This window comes from Glaciihabitans sp. dw_435 (assembly GCF_018449675.1).
Taxonomy (GTDB): domain Bacteria; phylum Actinomycetota; class Actinomycetes; order Actinomycetales; family Microbacteriaceae; genus Glaciihabitans.
Genome location: NZ_JAAVUZ010000002.1, coordinates 212,574 through 226,729, shown reverse-complemented (window position 1 = coordinate 226,729; position 14,156 = coordinate 212,574). Strand labels below are relative to the sequence as shown.

The 14,156-nt window shown below is 66.6% G+C and carries 10 protein-coding genes; 6 read left to right on the top strand and 4 right to left on the bottom strand.

Annotated elements, in window-relative coordinates:
• Window positions 1-3: 3 nt before the first annotated feature.
• Entirely contained in the window at window positions 4-1,143 is a 1,140-nt protein-coding gene (locus HB677_RS18740; RefSeq protein ID WP_213814360.1) for a glycosyltransferase family 1 protein, read from the bottom strand.
• Window positions 1,144-1,244: 101 nt separating this feature from the next.
• Between HB677_RS18740 and HB677_RS03895 the strand changes: the two genes are divergently transcribed.
• The 3 genes from HB677_RS03895 to HB677_RS03885 are packed head-to-tail and all read left to right on the top strand — an operon-like array spanning window position 1,245 to window position 5,382.
• Window positions 1,245-2,228, top strand: a complete 984-nt coding sequence (locus HB677_RS03895; protein WP_213814359.1) for a GDP-mannose 4,6-dehydratase — start codon at window positions 1,245-1,247, stop codon at window positions 2,226-2,228.
• A gap of 14 nt (window positions 2,229-2,242) precedes the next feature.
• Window positions 2,243-3,220, top strand: coding sequence for a GDP-mannose 4,6-dehydratase (locus HB677_RS03890; protein ID WP_213814358.1), 978 nt, complete (start codon window positions 2,243-2,245; stop codon window positions 3,218-3,220).
• Window positions 3,221-3,228: 8 nt separating this feature from the next.
• Window positions 3,229-5,382, top strand: a complete 2,154-nt coding sequence (locus tag HB677_RS03885; protein ID WP_213814357.1) for a hypothetical protein — start codon at window positions 3,229-3,231, stop codon at window positions 5,380-5,382.
• A gap of 188 nt (window positions 5,383-5,570) precedes the next feature.
• Here HB677_RS03885 and HB677_RS03880 read toward each other — a convergent pair whose 3' ends face one another.
• The 3 genes from HB677_RS03880 to HB677_RS03870 all read right to left on the bottom strand — a co-directional run bounded on the left by HB677_RS03880 (window position 5,571) and on the right by HB677_RS03870 (window position 10,662).
• Window positions 5,571-7,220 carry a DUF4214 domain-containing protein gene (locus HB677_RS03880; protein ID WP_213814356.1) on the bottom strand — a complete coding sequence of 550 codons (1,650 nt, stop codon included), beginning with the start codon at window positions 7,218-7,220 and terminating at the stop codon, window positions 5,571-5,573.
• A gap of 178 nt (window positions 7,221-7,398) precedes the next feature.
• Window positions 7,399-8,901 carry a DUF4214 domain-containing protein gene (locus HB677_RS03875; protein WP_213814355.1) on the bottom strand — a complete coding sequence of 501 codons (1,503 nt, stop codon included), beginning with the start codon at window positions 8,899-8,901 and terminating at the stop codon, window positions 7,399-7,401.
• A 237-nt stretch (window positions 8,902-9,138) separates the two neighbouring features.
• Window positions 9,139-10,662 (bottom strand): DUF4214 domain-containing protein, encoded by a 1,524-nt coding sequence (locus HB677_RS03870; RefSeq protein WP_213814354.1) that lies wholly within the window; start codon window positions 10,660-10,662, stop codon window positions 9,139-9,141.
• Window positions 10,663-10,824: 162 nt separating this feature from the next.
• Between HB677_RS03870 and HB677_RS03865 the strand changes: the two genes are divergently transcribed.
• The 3 genes from HB677_RS03865 to HB677_RS18735 are packed head-to-tail and all read left to right on the top strand — an operon-like array spanning window position 10,825 to window position 14,116.
• Window positions 10,825-11,046 carry a hypothetical protein gene (locus tag HB677_RS03865; protein WP_213814353.1) on the top strand — a complete coding sequence of 74 codons (222 nt, stop codon included), beginning with the start codon at window positions 10,825-10,827 and terminating at the stop codon, window positions 11,044-11,046.
• Window positions 11,043-12,596, top strand: coding sequence for a glycosyltransferase (locus HB677_RS03860; protein ID WP_213814352.1), 1,554 nt, complete (start codon window positions 11,043-11,045; stop codon window positions 12,594-12,596). The genes HB677_RS03865 and HB677_RS03860 overlap by 4 nt, the downstream gene beginning before the upstream one ends.
• Window positions 12,593-14,116, top strand: coding sequence for a glycosyltransferase (locus HB677_RS18735; RefSeq protein WP_213814351.1), 1,524 nt, complete (start codon window positions 12,593-12,595; stop codon window positions 14,114-14,116). The genes HB677_RS03860 and HB677_RS18735 overlap by 4 nt, the downstream gene beginning before the upstream one ends.
• Window positions 14,117-14,156 lie beyond the last annotated feature (40 nt).

Here is a 14,156-nt window from a genome sequence, read left to right as displayed (position 1 = left end):
CCACTAGCTCACCGCACTTTCAGAGAAAACGGTCAGGTGAGCTGCGGCGGACGCGTCCCAGGTGAAGAGCCGGGCCCGCTCGATGCCGCGCTGTCCACGCTCGGCACGCTGCGGGGCATCGGCGAGAAGCGACTGAATGGCGACGGCAATGGACGGGGCGTCCGGCTCGGTGTAGACGGCGACGTCGCCTCCCACCTCGGGGAGCGCGAGCAACGCGGTGGTGATCACGGGTACCCCGCACGCCATCGCTTCGAGCACGGGGAGGCCGAATCCCTCGCCGAGGCTCGGGTAGGCGACAAGGTCGGCTCCGCCGAGGACACCCGCCAGCAGCGAGTCATCCACAAATCCCAGCATGCGCACCCGGTCGGCGACGGTCGATTCCTCGATGACCCGCGCGAGGTCGGCGTCCCATCCACGCCCACCGGCGAGGAGGAGGGAGAGGCCCGCCGTGCCCGCGGTATCCGCGGTGACGACGGTCTGGAAGGCACGCACCAGGTTGCTGACGTTTTTGCGCGGCTCGAGGGTGCCGAGGAACGCAATCCAGCGGGGGACGCCGGCGAGATACTCGTTCGCCTCCCGTGTTTCTGCGGCCGTCGGCGGGTGGAAGCGCTCGGAGTCGACGCCGTGATACGCGACGTGCATGGTGTCACGGGCGGGCTTTACCCACCGGAGGAGTTCGCTTTTCGTTGCCTCGCTCGGCACGATGCAAGCGGCTGCGCGCCTGAGCGACGTTGCACTCCACCAGCGGAAGAACAGGCGCTTCGCGCGGCTGTGCAGCTCCGGGTGGGAGAAGAAGGTTGCGTCGTGGAGGGTGACGACGGTGGGGATACTGCTGAGCAGCGGCATCGTATAGTGCGGCGAGAATACGACGTCCGCCTTCATGCGCCGGGCGGCACGCGGCAGACCGACCTGCTCCCAGAGCAGGCGGAGGGGACGCGAGCGGCCGGCTGCCGGTGACGGCACGACGCGGATCTCCGCCGATGACGCGCTCAGCCACCGCACGTCGCGGGGTTGACTGATGACGGTGATCCGTGCGTCCAGCCGGGCGAGCGCGGGGATCAGATGCTCGAGATACCGCCCGACACCGCCGCGATTGCCGGGAATGGCCGTGGCATCCACGAGGATGTGCGGCTGAGTTTTCACGGCTGAACTTTCGCTGTGGGAGGGTACGGGCGGGGCGACTTATAGAGGGTACCGTGTGCCGGTAAGCTATGTCCGACCCAAGTCGAGAGTTACGGGAGCAGATGACACGCGCTTTTATCACCGGTGTAACCGGCCAGGATGGCTACTACCTCAGCAAGCTGCTGTTGGAGAAGGGGTACGAGGTCTACGGACTCGTGCGCGGCCAGAACAACCCCAAGATCGAATTCCTCAAGGCGGAGCTGCCTGAGGTGAAGATCCTGACGGGTGACCTCATGGACACCTCGAGCCTTATCCGTGCTCTCAACGCGAGCCAGCCGGACGAGTTCTACAACCTGGGAGCTATCTCCTTCGTTGCATACTCGTGGGAGAACGCATCCCTCACCGCCGACGTCACGGGCAAGGGTGTTCTGAACGCCCTCGAGGCCACGCGTATCTACGCGGGTGACGACGCCGCCAAGGTGAAGTTCTACCAGGCATCCAGCTCGGAGATGTTCGGCAAGGTGCAGCACGTACCTCAGTCCGAGTCGACGCTGCTGTGGCCGCGCTCGCCCTACGGCGTTGCGAAGGTCTTCGGTCACTACATGACCATCAACTACCGCGAGTCCTACGGTATGCACGCATCCAGTGGTGTGCTCTTCAACCACGAGTCCCCGATGCGTGGACCGGAGTTCGTTACCCGCAAGATCTCCATGGCTGTCGCGCGCATCGCGCTCGGCCTCCAGGACAAGCTGGTGCTCGGCAACATCGACGCCAAGCGTGACTGGGGCTTCGCCGGAGACTACGTCGAGGCAATGTGGCGGATGCTCCAGCAGGAGGAAGCTGACGACTACGTCATCTCCACCGGCGAGACGCACCCCGTTCGCGAGTTCCTCGATGTCGCGTTCAACCACGCCGGAATCTCCGACTGGGAGAAGTACGTCGTTCAGGACCCCGAGTTCTACCGCCCGGCCGAGGTCGACCTTCTGGTCGGCGACGCCACCAAGGCGAAGGAGCAGCTCGGCTGGGTTCCGAAGGTCAGCTTCCCCGAGCTCGTGCGCATGATGGTTGACGCAGACCTCAAGCGCCAGCGCGACGCACAGAACTGAGTTACAACACCCTCATGAAGACCGCCTTAATCACAGGGATCACCGGCCAAACGGGCGGTTACCTCTGTGAGCAACTCGTGGATGCCGGCTGGGAAGTGCACGGCCTCGTCCGCGACGCCGACGACCTCGAGTCGGACTTCCGTGGACGCTTTCCCGGCGTGACGTTGCACAGTGGGGACCTCACCTCCGAGGCCTCACTGCGCAACGCCGTCATGGGCGTGCGACCGGGAGCGATCTTCAACCTCGGCGGCCTCAGCTCGGTCTCTAGTTCGTGGAAGGCACCCGTTCTCACGGGCCAGGTCAACGGCATGGCCGTCGGCATGCTTCTCGAGCTCGCCGCGGAACTGCGCCGCGAGACCGGGGAGCGTCTGTCGTTCGTGCAGGCCTCCAGCGCTGAGATCTTCGGTGTCGCCTCTCAGGTGCCGCAGAACGAAGACACCCCGGTGCGCCCGGTCAACCCGTACGGGGCGTCCAAGGCGTACGCGCACCACCTCGTGGGTGTCTACCGTCGCGCGGGCCTGTCGGCGTCGAGCTGCATTCTGTACAACCACGAGTCGCCCCGCCGTCCGGAGTCGTTCGTCACCCGCAAGATCACGCGTGGTGTCGCCCGTATCTCCGCCGGCCTCGACTCGACGCTGACGCTCGGAAGTCTCGACGTTAAGCGTGACTGGGGCTGGGCACCCGACTACGCGCGGGCCCTCGCCCTCGCCGCCGAGGCCGAGGCGGGCGACTACGTCATCGCCACCGGCACGGCACACACGGTCCGTGACTTCGTGAGCGCCGCGTTCGGCGCCGTCGGCATCACCGACTGGGAGCCCTTCGTCGAGCAGGATCCCGCCTTCATGCGCGCACAGGATGCGCCCAACCAGGTGGGGGATGCCTCGCGAGCACGCGAGGTTCTCGGCTGGGAGCCGAGTGTTGAGTTCGATGAACTCGTCCGCCGCATGGTGGACCACGACCTCGAACTCGTGCGCGCGGCGTCGTCCAACTAGCGACCGACGTGACTGACGTTCTGTACGCGGTCGTTGTCTACGCCGCGATCTTCCTCGTAGCCGGGGTTCCGCTGGCCCTGTGCCTGCGGAACACCGGTGGCGTGGACGACGCCCGTGTCATCGTTCGTGGTGCCTGGTCGACGCTGCTGATCGACGCCCTGCTGTACGGGTTGGTGCTGACCACTCTCGGCGTTGTCTTCTCCACCTGGATCGGGCCGATCGGTGTCGCGGCCGTCGTGGCGCTGTGGGTGGGCGCCCTCGTCGCCGCGATCCTCCGCGTCCGTCGCGCGGGCCTGCCGCCACTGTGGCGCCCGCGTGCACGCCAGTGGTGGCTGACGGCCGCGTGGGCCGTCGTGCTGATCGGTTCGCTGCTGTTGCGCCTGCGCCAGTCGAACTTCCTGCCCTGGGTGGGCGACATGGGTGCCTACGTCAACTGGGCGAACGAGTTCGTGCGCACCGGAACGCTGCAGGCGACCTGGCCGCCGTTCTTCTCCTCCTACCTCGCGATCGGTTCGTCACTGTTCGGGCCCGGACTCACTGCCGCCGCAGTTCCGCTCGGTGGAATCCTGCTGGTCCTGGTCATCGCTCGCGTGCTGCGCCAGATGGATGTCGGGCCGTGGGCGACCCTGACGACCGCCGCGTTGGTCGGTCTCTCGGTACACGCCATCTGGTACTCGTCGTTCCCCGCCAGCGAGGCGCTGAACGCACCCCTCTACATTGGCTGGGTCAGCACCATCATCGGCGTGCTGCGCAGCGACCGCGCGCGCCTGCCCTGGTGGCTTGCCGTCAACGGCATCCTCATGATGTCGCTCGGCCTGCTGCGCGGAACCGGCCCGCTGCTGTTGGTGCCGCTCATCATCGTCGGCGTCATCGTCGTGATCTTCCGGGACTGGCGCACGGTCTCCGTTCGCATCTGGCTCGCCATCTCCGCGTCCCTTTTCGGCGCGCTGGTCTCGTACTGGTACGGCATCCAGCGGATTCCGCACTACTACGTGCAGACGCAGATCGCCGACCTGCTGCCGGGCAGTGTCTTCCGGGTACTGGACAAGATCGGCCTGTTTGCGCCGTCGGTGCTCACGGCCCTCATCGTGCTGGTCGCCTCCGCCGTGCTCTGCGGTGCGGGGCTGTGGCTGGCCCGTCGGGGTGAGCGCGGCGCAGGGGCATCCCGCGCTCCATTCATTCTTGGCCTGGTGCTCGGTGGCGGCCTGATCGTGGGGATGGGCGTCACCCTCGTGCTCAACCTCGAGGTGCTGCACGTGCTGTTGCGAGCCGGCGCATGGCTGACGATCATCGCATTCCTGCTGGTGCTGCTCGTTGGCTGGCTGAAGCTGCCGCCGTACCTGTCGGCGCTCGTGCTGACGTTTGGCGTGACGGCCGTGATCTTCCTTACCCTGCAGACGTTCCGTCTCAAGGGTGCGCGCGGGCATTCGTTCTTCCTGTACTGGGATCGCTACATCTTCAGCGAGCTGATCCCGCTGTTCTTCGTGATGTTCGGGCTCGCGATTGGCGTCGCGTGGACACTGTGGCTCGGCCGTCGCGCCTCCGCGCTGCGGACGTCGCAGAGGCCGCTGTTCCGCGCCGTCCCGGCGGTTCTCGTTGTGGTGTTGCTGGCGGTGGCGATCGTGCCCTCGATCGGGCAGGTTCGACTGGCGACCAAGCACGCGTACTTTGATGGCGCATACGAGTTTGAGCAGTCGTTGATTGCGATGGTTCCGGATGACTCGACCCCCGTTCTCTGGGCGGCAACGAAGAACGGCCAGGTGCCCGGGTTCTTCTTCCCCAATACCTGGATGGCGTTCGCCAAGCCCATGGCACGCTCGTTCGGCTACAACGTGCTGAACATTGCGACGCGGGTCAACGACTTCGCGCCCGACGAGGTGATGACGTCGGCCCAGCTGTTGAGCGAGGCCGCGTGTGCGTCGACCGACGAGCTCGTCGTCTTCGAGACCGACCTCGGGGGACCGGCGCTCGACGCGCGTGTCTCTGCACCGGGGCTCACCATCACGCCGCTCGGGGAGTCCACGAGTGCACTGCAGTTGTTGAGCCAGCCGCCGACGAACGGCGACTGGGTCACCCTGGCCATCACGGTCCGCGGGTACTCCGTGCAGGTCGACCCCGCGGTGCGCGCGGCGACCGCCTGCACCCCGACGCCCGTCCAGTAGCCCGCCGCCCCTCCCGCGACTTGCACGAAAGTGCTCTATTTTCGCGCCGGGAACAGCAGTTTTATGCAAGTCGCGGATTGGGCGCGGACTCACGACAGCGGAGCGCGAGTCGCGGGAACGGGACCGGACGCACGAATGCCCGCACGGCGGACCGTGCGGGCATTCGTCGGGGGTGAGTACCGTGGGTGCTAGCTGATCACCGGGTATCGCACCTGCGCGCGGTGCACGTACTCGGTCGACCCGATGATCTGGGCGACGGCCGCGAAGTAGCCGGTGCTGACGATGCGGTTGGCCCAGGTGTTCTGCTGGGCCGGTGTCGCGCCGTGTCCGAGGTAGGTCACGAACGCCTCACTGGTGCGGTGCTTCGCGTTTTCCTTGCTGCGCCAGATGGACAGCGTGACGCCCTGACGGCCGCCGACCTGGATCTTGTAGACCCAGTTACGCAGGCCCGTGATCTCCGGCGTGCGGTTGAGAACGCGCTTGTACAGCTCCGTCACGTAGGCGGCGTTGGTGTTGCCGCTCTTGCGGAAGAACTCGTTCGAGCTCATGAACAGGCCCGGCAGGTCGTCCTGTTTGACGATGCCCTTCTGGAGCTTGTAGACCCAGTTCGCCAGACCCTGTTTGTCGGCGGGACGTCCGACGATGTCGAGGTACACGCTCTTGACGTACGCGGTGCGGTACTCGGTAGAGGTCAGGAACCCGGTGGCCAGCTTCGCGTTGGTCATCTTCTGCAGGGTGCGCGACTGGCTGTAGATCTCCGACTCGCGGGCGGGGCGTCCGAGAACGTCCTGGTAGAGCGCCTGAACGAAGGCCTGAGTAGCGTGCGGGATGACCGTGGAACCGAACCAGTCCGTGAAGTAGCGCCAGAAGTTGCGGTTGCCGTAGGAGGAGCACGCGTCGCCGGTGCCGTAGAGGTTGGCCAGCGCCGCCTTGTTGGGCGTGTACGGCGTGTAGTAGTACAGAGCCGCGGTTGCCTTGTTGGAGATGGTGACCGACTTGTAACCACACGTCGCCGCGGTGCTGGCGGCGGGATTGGCGGTCGACGTTGCCGTCGGCGTGGGTGTCGCGGTCGACAGGGTCGGCTCGCTGATGTCCGATCCTTCCGGCACCTCCTGGCCCGGAGTGACCGTGACGGGCGCGCTCGCGGAGACCGAACTCGGGTGGAGCTTGATCGCGGTCGTCTTGCCGACCGGGAACCAGTTGTAGATCGTGTTGTACGGCGTTCCCTTACCGGTGCCCGCGGGCATCGTGTAGCGCTGGTACGCCCAGGCTGCCTTGTAGACCTGGTTGAAGAACCCGTAGTAGTCGGAGTCGCAGACGGAGGTGTCGGGGCATCCGTATCCCATCGCCTTGCGGTAGATGAGGGCGCTCGGCGACGTGGCGGTCACCAGGCCCTGCTCCTTCTGGAGCGTCACGATCAGCACCTGCGGGTTGACGCCACAGGCCTGAGCGACCTTGTAGATGATCGTTGCGGCCGACTCGTTCTTGGCACCGGTGTACTTGCCGCACATCGGGTCCGCGGCCTTGGTCGTGGTGTTCATCCGGTAGCTCGCGAGACAGGTGAACCCTGCGGCGCACTTGCCACCCTTGTTCGAGATGAACGTCTGAATGGATGACGCGCTCATCGAGTCTTCGTAGTACATGACCTCATCGCTGATGATCTGACCCGATTTGAACGTGCTGCTGTCGAGCGCCTGTGCCGGCGCCGCGGAGAACGGGCTGACCAACGCGATCGAGCCGATTAGTGCACCCAGGGTGAGCGCGGCAACGGTCAGACTGCCCAGTTTGCGGAGCATGCGCCCCGTGTCATCCCGAATGGTGGAGTATTTCGCGGCCATAAATCGTCTCACTCATCGTGTCTGGTGGAGTCAGGAGGCGGACTGCTTCCCCCCCGGAAGTTGTCTCGCTCCAGCGAGAGCCCACAGTCAGACTAAGTGGTCTGCCCCGATCCGACCAGCATTTCGGGACCGGGGCGGTGAACATTCGGTGGTGCTGGTGTTGTTCGACTTCTCTGGATTACTGCGCCTGCGGGTAGGCCTTGACCGCCTTGTTCAGGTACTCGTCGGAGGCGATGATGCCGGCGACTGCCTTGTAGTAGCCGGTCTTGGCGATCTTCGTCGCCCACGCCTGCTGTTCGCTGTCCCGCGCGACGCGGTTCGCGCCGAGGTACTGCTGGTACACCAGATTGGTGCGGATCTTGCTGCTGGCGTTGCTGCGCCAGATGCCGAGCGCGACGTTAGCGCGTCCATTCGGAGCCTGCAGCTTTTCGATCCAGCGCTGGAGGCCGCCGGCGTCGGGCTTCTGGCCGTTGAGGATCGTGGCGTAGAGGGCGGTGACGTAGCCCTTGTCGGTTCCCCCGCCGACCTTCTTGTAGTACTCGTCCGCTGCCATGAATGTGGCGGGCAGGTCATCCTGGTTGGCGGTTCCGGCGGCCATGCGGGCCACCCAATTCTTCGCTTCCGTGGTCGACGCCGAGCGCCCGATGTACTTGATGTATGTCGCCTTCACAAATGACGTGCGGTACTCGGTGGACGACAGGAAGCTGAAGGCCAGGGTGTCGCGGGATGTCCCGTTCATGATCGAGCGCGTCTGGCGCGCTTCCTCCGACGTCGAGACCGTGCGACCCAGAACATCCTTGTATGCGGAGATTACGTAGGACTTGACGCTCGGCGTCAGGACAGGGTTGCCGAACCAACTCGTGAAGGTCTTCACGAAGTTGACGTTTCCGGCGATGGAACATCCGTCGGCCTTGCCGGCCAGGAGCGCGGGGTTGGCGGCGTACGGCGTGTAGGAGTACAGCGCGGCGGTCGAGGCGTTCTTCAGGGTCAGAGTGGCCCCGCCGCAGGATGTGTTGGGGTTATAGGCAATGGTCGTGGCGGTTCCAACGGGGTAGTTGGGGGTGAGGTGCAGCTGGCGCGCGGCTGCGTATACCTGCATGAAGAATCCCGCGTAGTGCGGGTCACAGGCCGATCGGTCGGGGCATCCATATCCGGTCGCAACGCTCAGCGCGGCAGCGGTGGGTGCGGTCGTGGTGACGAGTGACTGTTCCTTCTGCAGGATGGTGAGGAGCACCTGCGGGTTTGTCTTGCAGGCCTGCGACACCTTGTAGATGATCGCAGCAGCGCTCTCGTTGGCGACGGCCGTGTAGGGAGTGCACAGGGAGTCCAGCGGCTTTGACGGCGTGGTGACCTTGTAGTTCTTCAGGCAGAGTGCGCCCGAGCAGTTTGCGCCCTTGGCATTCAGGAGGCTTTGGATCGACGCCTGCGTCATCGTCGTCGTGTCGAAGATGACTTCGTCGCTGATGAGTTCGCTGGGGTTGTACCCGGTGACCGCGGCGGCGGTGACCGACGCCGTCGTGGCGACCGGGGTTGCTGCCTCCGCGGGAGTAGCGGTGACGGGAGCGACGAGCGAGAGCCCGGCGATGAGGGCGCCCGTTCCGACGGCGGCCGCGAGGAGCCGCACTGCGCCCCGCAACTTAGTGGTGGGGGAGGAGCTGAGATTCTGGTGGTGCACGCGCATCGGTTGTCGCCAATCGTTGTGTGGTCGCTTGGATGTCCCGCACAGAACGCGCGACGTCGGGGTCTACCCCTGTTCAGGGTATGTCGCGAACATGACAATCGTCAGCAACTGACGCCACATTTTATGATTAACGCTCGAATTGTAATCTTTGATGCACCCGCGAGACGGAACGCACAACGCCCCGGTCCGGGTGTCCGGATCGGGGCGTTGGGGTGTGGATGACTCGGTGCGGGGCCTCTACTGCGCCTGCGGGTACTTCTTCACCGCGTTGTTCAGGTACTCGGCGGAGGCGATGATGCCGGCGACTGCCTTGTAGTAGCCGGTCTTGGCAATCTTTGTTGCCCAGGCCTGCTGCTCGCTGTCGCGCGCGACGCGACCGGCGCCGAGGAACTGCGTGTACGCGGCAGCCGTGCGGATCTTGCTGCTCTCGTTGCTCCGCCAGATGCCGAGTGCGACCGAAGCGCGCCCGTCTTCGGTGGCCTGCACCTTGGCGACCCAGCGGCCGAGGCCACCGGCGTCCGGCGCGCGGTGCAGGATCGTGGAGTACAGCGCGGTGACGTATCCGACGTCCGTGCCGTGTCCCTCGTTCTTGTAGTACTCCGGTGTCGCGATGAACGTCGCCGTCAGGTCATCCTGGTTCGCGGTTCCCGCCGCCATCCTGGCGACCCAGTTGATGACACCCTGGGGCTCGGCCTCGCGTCCGAGGACGCTGCGGTAGGTCGCCTTGACGAACGCCGTGCGGAACTCGGTGGACGACAGAAAACTGAACGACAGGGTGTCGCGGGATGTACCGTTCATGATCGAGCGGGTCTGGCGCACGACCTCGGGGCTGGAGACAGTGCGGCCGAGAACATCGTTGTACGCCGCGTTCACGTACGACTTGATGCTCGGCGAGAGCACGGGGTTTCCGAACCAGCTGGTGAACGTCGAGACGAGGTTGACGTTGCCGGCAACGGAGCAGGTGTCGGCATTACCCGCCAGGAGCGCGGGGTTCGCGGCGTACGGCGTGTAGGAGTACAGCGCCGCGGTCGCCTTGTTCTTCAGCGTCAGGGTGATGCCGCCACAGGCGGGGCTGGGGTTGTAGGCGATGGTGGTCGCGGTCCCCACCGGGAAGGTGAAGGGCGAGGCGGTGGTGCTGTACATCGCCCGCGCCGCGGAGATGACCTGCATGAAGAATCCCGAGTAGTACGGGTCGCACACCGCGGTGTCCGAGCATGCGTAGCCGGTGGCCTTCGCATAGGTCGCGGCGGTCGGTGCCGTGGTCGTGACGAGCGACTGCTCCTTCTGCAGCACGGTCAGCAGCAGCTGCGGGTTGACGCCGCAGGCCTGGGCGACCTTGTAGATGATCGCCGATGCCTTCTCGTCCGTCACGCCGGTGTACTGCGCGCACAGGTCGTTCTTCACCTTGGTCGGCGTCGTCACCGTGAAGTTCTTCAGGCACAGGGCGCCGGTGCAGCTCGGGTTCTTGTCCTGCAGGAACTGCTGGATCGCGGCCTGCGTCATCGTGCCGGGGTAGAACATCACCTCGGCGCTCATCAGCTCGCTGGCGTCGTAGCCGGTAACCGCCGCGGCGGTGGTCGAGGCAACGGGAGTGGATGCCACTGCCGCCGGGGTGATCGCTGCGTCCGCGGGTGCGGCCGGGCTCACCAGGGACAGCCCGGCGACGAGGGCGCCGGCACCAATAGCCGTGGCGAGGAGCCGCAGTGCTCCCCGCATCGGGGTGGTGGGGTCGGAGCTGAAGGTCAGGGATTTCTCGCGCATCGGTTGTCGCCAATCGTTGTGTGGTGCCGGAGGTGTCCCGCACGGATCGTGCGACGCCGGGGAGCTACCCCTGCCGAGCGTAGGTGGTCAGGGTGTCCACGGTCATTGATCTCAGATGAAGTCTTGAAAAACTCTCGATTTACGCTCCCATATACTTTCCCAGTGACTGACAGAACCCGGAACGACGAAGCTCTCGACCAGTGGCTCACGGTCATCAACCGTCGCAACCGCCGCCGCCGCCTCGTGGAGAGCACCATCAAGGGTGACGCCGCCGGGTTCGCCAACGTTCCCCTGAGGTTTGTGCTGAAAATCGCCGAGGTCGGGCCCATGCGTGCCGGCAAGATGGCCGCCACCGTCGTCAGCCAGCGTCTGCGCGCGCGATGAGCGAGGCGACCACGAGTTCATCGGGCGCGTCCACGACGTTGCCGGATGCCACGCACCCCGCGTATCGCGCCCTGCTGCTGCAGCGCCTCCGCGCGGTTGCCCCCGTTCTTCGCACGGACGGCACGCCGCTGACCAACGACCCCGCCGTCAGCCCGCTGCTGCAGGATCTCTCCGAGCGGGTGGCCGCGCACCCGGGCGACGGCAGGCTGTGGCTGCTCTTCGTGGCAGTCGCCGGCGCGTACCCCACCACCGGCGAGCTCGAGTTCCTTCGCCGCCGCCTCGCGGTGACAGACCCCGCGGACGCGATGCGTGTCGTGCTCGAGGAGACCCAGGCCGCGGCGACCAAGTCCGGCGACTGGGACCGACCACTGCGCCTCGTGCAGGGCGGCATCGTCGTCGACGTCAACTTCTGCGCCAAGTACGTACACAACACCGGGATCCAGCGCGTGGTGCGTGAGCTGATGCCGCACCTCATCGCCCGGGCCGGCGACGCGAACGCCACCCTCGACCTGGTCGCGTGGACCCGCCAGTCCGGTATCACCCGCTCCCTGAGCGCGGTGGAGCGCCAGCGCGTCACCGACTGGAGGGCGCTCGCGGCCGGGACATCCGCTCTCCCCGACGAACAGCCCGACGAACTCGTCGTTCCCTGGAACTCGCAGCTGCTGCTGCCCGAGGTTCCCGAGCCCGAGCTGTGCGACCGGCTGGCCGCGCTCGCCGAACACTCGGGCAACACGATCTCGCTGGTCGGGTACGACACCATCCCGATCAGCAGTGCCGACCTCGTCACCCCGCGGGAGTCCGAGCGCTTCGCGCACTACCTCACCGTGGTCAAGCATTCGGCCCGCGTGCTCGCGATCAGCGAGTCGGTCGCCGAGGAGTTCCGCGGGTTCACCGCCACGCTGCCGTCGCAGGGCCTGGTCGGCCCGGCCGTCCACACCGTGTCGCTCGCGGCGGACGTGCCGAGTGCGGCGAACGAGGATGCGGCGGCCGAGCCATCCGCTCTCCCGCTGATTATCTGCGTCGGCAGCCACGAACCTCGCAAGAACCAGGACGCCGTGTTGTTTGCCGTCGAGACCCTGCTGGCCGAGGGGCTGAAGTTTCGGGCCGTGTTCATTGGTGGCGGCAGCAGGTCGGTGACCCTCTCGTTCGACAGGCACCTGATGAAGCTGCGCAACACTCGCGGCTGGGACATCGAGTCCGCCCGCGGGCTCAAGGACCGCGAGCTGTGGTCGCTCTACCGCCAGGCACGGTTCTCGGTGCTGACCTCGCTGCACGAGGGCTACGGCCTGCCCGTCGTCGAGTCCCTCGCACTCGGTACCCCCGTACTGACCAGCAATTACGGAAGCCTCGCCGAGATCGGCGTCCACGGTGGCTGCGTGCTGGTGAATCCCCGGGACGATGGCGAGATCATTGCCGCCATGCGCACAATGCTGACGGATGACTCTGAGCTGGCGACACTGCTGGCACAGATCGAAACCCTGCCCCCGAGAACGTGGCGGGACTACGCCGTCGATCTCTGGGATGCCGCCGAGCTGGAGGTCGCCCAGTGATCTCCTCCGCAACACTCGCCACGCGCCTGGGACAGGTGGCGGCCGCCCTGGATATTCCGGGCGCCGGCGACAGCACCCCACTCAGCCTCGAGGCGGCCACCGCGCTCCTCGTGCGCGCGAACCCGGCGGCCTCGGACGCCGCCACCTACCTCCTGCTCTCGGTGACGGCCGGGGCGATCCCGACCCCCGCCGAAATCGTGCGCCAGCGACGGTTGTGGCAACTGAACGGCCTGCCCGCCACCATCGCCGACGCCCTCGCCCGGGCGCGCAAGCTCAACCGCTGGGCTCGTACGGCCCCGCCTGCCGTGCTGATCGCCGGCGGCACCGTTGTCGACGTGCACGACACCGCGTCCACGCCCTTCACGACCGGAATCCAGCGCGTGGTGCGCTCGACCCTGCAACTGTGGGCCGAACGGCACGAGCTCCTGCTGGTCGGATGGGACGACGTCTTCGGTGCGCCCCGCACCCTGACCCCGGCGCAGCACGCGCTGGCGCTCGGTCGCCCGGCCGGGTCGGCACCCGAGGGCGCGCACGCGGCGGGGGAGCCGTCCGGCACCGCGCCGTCGCCGGCCTCGCCCACCACTCCGCAGATCGTCATCCCGTTCCGGGCGACCCTGGTGCTGCCCGAGATCGCGGTCGACGACCGCCGCTCGACCCGCCTGCAGGCGATCGCGCTGCACTCCGGGTCGCGCGCCGTGGCCATCGGCTACGACTGCATCCCCATCACCACGGCCGAGACCGCCGGCGCCGGCATGCCCGGCGGATTCGCCCGCTACCTCTCCGCGCTGTCCGCCTTCGACGTGGTCGCCCCGATCTCGCAGGCCTCCGGCACCGAGTTCTCCGGCTGGAAGCGGATGCTCGCTGGCTCCGGCGTCACCGGCCCGCGCGTCGACGTGGTCGACCTGCCCGGCATCCCCAGCGGCCACATCGTCGCCACGGGCGAGGCGGAGTTGCGCGCGACGCTCGAGCTCGCCCCGGACGAGACGGTGCTGCTCGCGGTCGGCAGTCACGAGCCGCGCAAGAACCACCTCGCGCTGCTGCAGGCCGCCGAAATCGCGTGGGAGGGCGGCGCCACCTTCACTCTCGTCATGGTCGGCGGCAACTCCTGGGACACGGCGTCCTTTGACCGCGCCCTCGCGTCGGCGCGCGCGCGGGGCCGTCGCATCCTCACGCTGACCGCGGCCAGCGACGAAACCGTGTGGGGCCTCTACTCCCTCGCCCGGTTCTCCCTCTTCCCCTCGCTCAACGAGGGCTTCGGCCTCCCGGTCGTGGAATCGCTCTCGTTCGGCACGCCCGTCATCACCTCGGACTTCGGCAGCATGCGCGAGCTCGCCGCCGGCCACGGTGGTGTGCTCGTCGACCCGCGTGACGAGCGCAGCATCGCCGAGGCGATGAATACACTGCTGCGGGATGACTCGCGCCTGGCGGAACTCGTCGCCGAGACATCCACTCTCCCGCAGCGCCACTGGAGTGACTACGCCGACGACCTCTGGAGCACGTTGCAGAGGGAAACATCGTAGGGTTATTACTCGTCGTGCCTCGTGCACGTTCGACAGGAGT